Origin of the sequence: Sphingomonas sp. (genome assembly GCF_039595165.1) — a bacterium.
GTDB lineage: Bacteria > Pseudomonadota > Alphaproteobacteria > Sphingomonadales > Sphingomonadaceae > Sphingomonas.
In genome coordinates, this window is record NZ_JBCNMA010000189.1 from 1 (window position 1) to 4,340 (window position 4,340).

Sequence of the window (4,340 nt, forward strand, 5' to 3'; positions counted from 1 at the left end):
CCTACTACCCGCTGCTTCAAGCCCCGGCACTCGCTGCCCGGTGGACCCCGGCACGAGGCCGGGGTGACGAAAGTGTGGTGCGATGATCCGGCCCGCCAACATCGATGATCTCTGCGCGGTCATCGCCGAAGCGCGCGATTCCGGCACCAAACTCCGCCTGCGCGGCGGGGGTACCAAGGATGCGATCGGCGCGCCGTGCGACGCGCAGATCATCGACACGTGCGGCTTTGCGGGCGTGGTCAATTACGACCCGCCCGAACTGGTGTTGACCGTCGGCGCGGGAACCCCACTGGCCGAAATCGAAACGCTGGTCGCGAGCGAAGGCCAGATGCTCGCCTTCGATCCGTTCGACCATGGTGCGATGCTCGGCAATGACGGCGGCGCGACGATCGGCGGCGTGGTCGCCGCGGGCGTGGCCGGACCGGCGCGGCTGTCGCGCGGCGGTGCGCGCGATCATCTGCTCGGCTTCACCGCGGTATCGGGGCGCGGCGAGACATTCGTCGCGGGGGCGAAGGTGGTGAAGAACGTCACCGGCTATGATCTGCCCAAGCTGATGGCGGGCAGCTGGGGGCGGCTCGCGGCGCTGACCGAGCTGACGCTCAAGGTACTGCCTGCGCCGCGCACGCGACTGACGTTGGCGATGCGCGGGCTGGACGCGACGGGCGCTGTGGCGGCGATGGCGCGCGCGATGGGGTCGGCGGCGGAGGTGACTGCGGCGGCGCACCTGCCCGACTGGCAGGGTAAGGCGGTGACCGCGCTACGGCTCGACGGCTTTGCGGAGTCGGTTGCGGCGCGCGCGGCGATGTTGACGGGGTTCGAGGCGCTGGAAGGCGGCGATGCGCTGTGGATGGCGGTGCGCGATGCCGCGCCGCTCCCGCGCGAATTGCCGTTGTGGCGGCTGATCGTCGCGCCCGGTCAGGCGCCCGATGTGATCGCCGCGCTGCCCGGCGCGGAATGGCTGTTCGACTGGGCAGGCGGCCTCATCTGGCTGGCGAGCAACGCCGATCCGGCGGTAATCCGCACCGCGGCCGAGGCGGCGGACGGTCATGCGACGCTCATGCGGGCCAGCGAAGCGATGCGCCGCGCGGTTCCGGCACTTCACCCGCAGCCCACTGCGCTGGCGGCGATCGAGGAGCGGGTGCGCCGCGCCTTCGACCCCGACGGCGTGTTCGAGACGGGGCGCTTCTAGGATGCAGACTCGCTTCACCCCGGAGCAACTCGCCGATCCGGCGACGGCGTCGTCCGAGGGCGTGATCCGCAAATGCGTGCATTGCGGCTTCTGCACCGCGACCTGCCCGACCTATGTGCTGCTCGGCGACGAGCTCGATAGCCCACGCGGCCGCATCTACCTGATCAAGGACATGCTCGAGAACGCGCGCAAGCCGGGGCCGGAGACGGTCAAGCATGTCGACCGCTGCCTCTCGTGCCTGTCGTGCATGACGACTTGCCCCTCGGGCGTGAACTATATGCACTTGGTCGATCATGCGCGGGCGTACATCCACGAGAACTATCAGCGGCCGTGGCACGAGCGTGCGGTGCGGTGGCTGCTCGCGGCGATCCTGCCCTATCCCGGCCGGTTCCGCGCGGCGCTGACGCTGGCGAAACTGGGCCGGCCGTTCGCACCGCTAATCGCCGGCGTGAAGCCGCTGGCGGCGATGCTCGCGATGGCGCCGAAACAGGTGCCTGCGCCCGTCCCGGCGAGGAATGCGCGCGTCGCGGAGGCGAGAGGCCGCGTCGCGTTGCTCCAGGGGTGCGCCGAGCCCGTACTCAAGCCCGAATATCGCGCGGCGGCGATCCGCCTGCTCAACCGCGTCGGCTATGACGTGGTGTTCGCGGCGGGCGAGGGCTGCTGCGGCGCGCTGGTGCATCATATGGGGCGCGAGGCCGCTGGGCTCGATGCCGCGCGGCGCAATGTCGATGCGTGGATGCGCGAGATCGACGGCGACGGCCTCGCGGCGATCGTGGTCACCGCGTCGGGCTGCGGCACGACGATCAAGGACTATGGCTTCCTGCTGCGCAACGATCCTGCTTATGCCGGCAAGGCGGCACGGGTCTCGGCACTCGCGAAGGACATCTCCGAGCTGCTGGTCGAAGCGGAATTGCCGCGCGGTGACGGGCGCGGGCTGACCGTCGCCTATCACGCCGCCTGCTCGTTGCAGCACGGACAGAAGGTGACCGACGCGCCCAAGCGGCTGCTCGCGGCGGCGGGCTATGCCGTGCGCACCCCGGTCGAGGCGCATCTCTGCTGCGGCTCGGCTGGCACCTACAACATCCTCCAACCCGAGATCGCCGGCCAGCTCGGCGACCGCAAGACCGCCAATCTCGAGCGGCTGGCGGCGGACGTGATCGCGACCGGCAATGTCGGTTGCGCGATGCAGATCGGCCAGCGCAGCGGTACCCCGGTGGTGCACATGATCGAGCTGCTCGACTGGGCGACGGGCGGTCCCGCGCCGGCCGCATTGGCACATCGAAACACTTGACCAATTAGTACTATTATATTTAGAAATCGGCTGCCGTTGCCGGACTTCGAGTCCCGCGCAGGACCGGCCGCGCCGCCTTCGGCAGATTTGGGAGAATTTGGGGGATGCCATCGCGATTTTATAGGGCGCGTTTTTTGCTGACCGCGCTCGCGGCGCTCGTGGCGACGCCCGCCGTGGCGCAGACCCCACCGCTCAGCGTCTCGGCCAATCACCGCTATCTCGAGGCTGGCGGCAAGCCGTTCTTCTGGATGGGCGACACCGCCTGGCTGCTGCTGAGCCGGCTCAATCGCGAGGAGACCGAGCGCTACCTCACCACGCGCAAGCGCCAGGGCTTCAACGTCGTCCAGGTGATGGTCCTCCACACCAACAAGATGACCAGCCGCTACGATGCGCCCGCGCTGGTCGATGGCGATCCCGGCCGGCCGCGCACCACGCCGGGCAAGGATCCGGCCAGGGCCGGCGAGTACGACTATTGGGATCATCTCGACTGGGTGGTCGAGCGTGCGCAGGCGCATGGCATGTATCTCGCGCTGGTGCCCGCTTGGGGCGACCTCGCGATGCAGCGCCAGCTCAACGAGCAGAATGTCGAGAGCTATGGCCGCTTCATGGCCGAGCGCTACGGCAAGGCACCCAACATCATCTGGCTCAACGGCGGCGACACGCGTTCGGAGATGCGCAACGCGGTGTGGGACGCGCTCGGCATCACGATCAAGCGCATCGCGCCGAAGCAGCTGATGACCTTCCATCCGATCGGCCGCACGACCTCGTCATGGCAATGGCACCAGGCGCCGTGGCTCGACTTCAACATGTTCCAGTCGGGGCATCGCAGCTACGCGCAGGAAGGGCCGAATTCGATCGCCGAGGACAATTGGCGCTATGTCGAGCAGGATCTCGCGCGCACCCCGCCCAAGCCGACGATCGACGGCGAGCCGAGCTACGAGAACATCCCGCACGGGCTGCACGAGCCGAGCCAGCCGCGCTGGCAGGCCGCGGACGTCCGCCGCTACGGCTGGTGGGGGGTGATGGCGGGCGCGTTCGGCCACACCTATGGCGAGAACCATGTGATGCAGTTCTTCCTCACCGGTGCCGACACCGCGAACTTCGAGCCCAACCTGCATTGGGACAAGGCGATCGAGGCGCCGGGCGCGAACCAGATGCGCCACCTGCGCTCGCTGATCGAATCGCGCCCGATGCTCGAGCGCGTCCCCGACCAGTCGCTGATCGCCGACAATGGCGTGCGCTACGAGCGCGTGCTGGCGAGTCGGGGCAAGTCCTATGCCTTCGCCTACACCTATACCGGGCGCCCGTTCACGATGAAGCTCGGCGCGATCAGCGGGGGGCAGGTGAAGGCGCAATGGTATTCGCCGCGCGACGGCGGGTTCACTCCGATCGGCACCTTCGCCAATCGCGGCGAACGGCGCTTCGATCCGCCGGGCGAGGCCAAGGCGGGCAACGACTGGGTGCTGGTGCTCGACGATGCGAGTGCGGCACGATGACCGAAGGGAATTTCGTGGGGCTTCCGAAGATCAAGCAAGTGCGAGCGTACACGGTGCGTGGTGGGGGTGCGGATTATCACGACCAGGGTGCGGGGCACTGGATCGACGATCACATCGCGACGCCGATGGCGCGGTATCCGGAGTATCGGGCGTCGCGGCAGAGCTTCGGGATCAACGTGCTCGGCACGTTGGTGGTCGAGCTCGAGGCCGAGGACGGCACGGTCGGCTTCGCGGTCACCACCGGGGGCGAGCCGGCCTGCTTCATCGTCGAGAAGCATCTCTCGCGCTTCCTGATCGGGCGCAGCCCGGCCGAATATGAGAAGATCTGGGACCAGATGTACTTCTCGACGCAATATTATGGCCG

General features: G+C 68.2%; 3 protein-coding genes and 1 pseudogene. All 4 read left to right on the forward strand.

Annotation, left to right across the window (positions count from 1 at the left end; genetic code table 11):
* Nucleotides 1-82 precede the first annotated feature (82 nt).
* Entirely contained in the window at nt 83-1,189 is a 1,107-nt protein-coding gene (gene glcE / locus ABDV68_RS18435) for a glycolate oxidase subunit GlcE (RefSeq protein WP_343521555.1), read from the forward strand.
* 1 nt (nt 1,190) lies between these two features.
* On the forward strand, nt 1,191-2,480 hold the full coding sequence (gene glcF / locus ABDV68_RS18440) for a glycolate oxidase subunit GlcF (RefSeq protein ID WP_343521556.1): 1,290 nt from the start codon (nt 1,191-1,193) through the stop codon (nt 2,478-2,480).
* A 134-nt stretch (nt 2,481-2,614) separates the two neighbouring features.
* The gene (locus ABDV68_RS18445) at nt 2,615-3,976 is read left to right on the forward strand and encodes a glycoside hydrolase family 140 protein (protein ID WP_343521557.1); all 1,362 of its coding nucleotides are present in this window, start codon (nt 2,615-2,617) and stop codon (nt 3,974-3,976) included.
* Nucleotides 3,973-4,340, forward strand: a pseudogene (locus tag ABDV68_RS18450) (L-rhamnonate dehydratase); the annotation flags it as partial. The gene ABDV68_RS18445 and the pseudogene ABDV68_RS18450, both read left to right, overlap by 4 nt.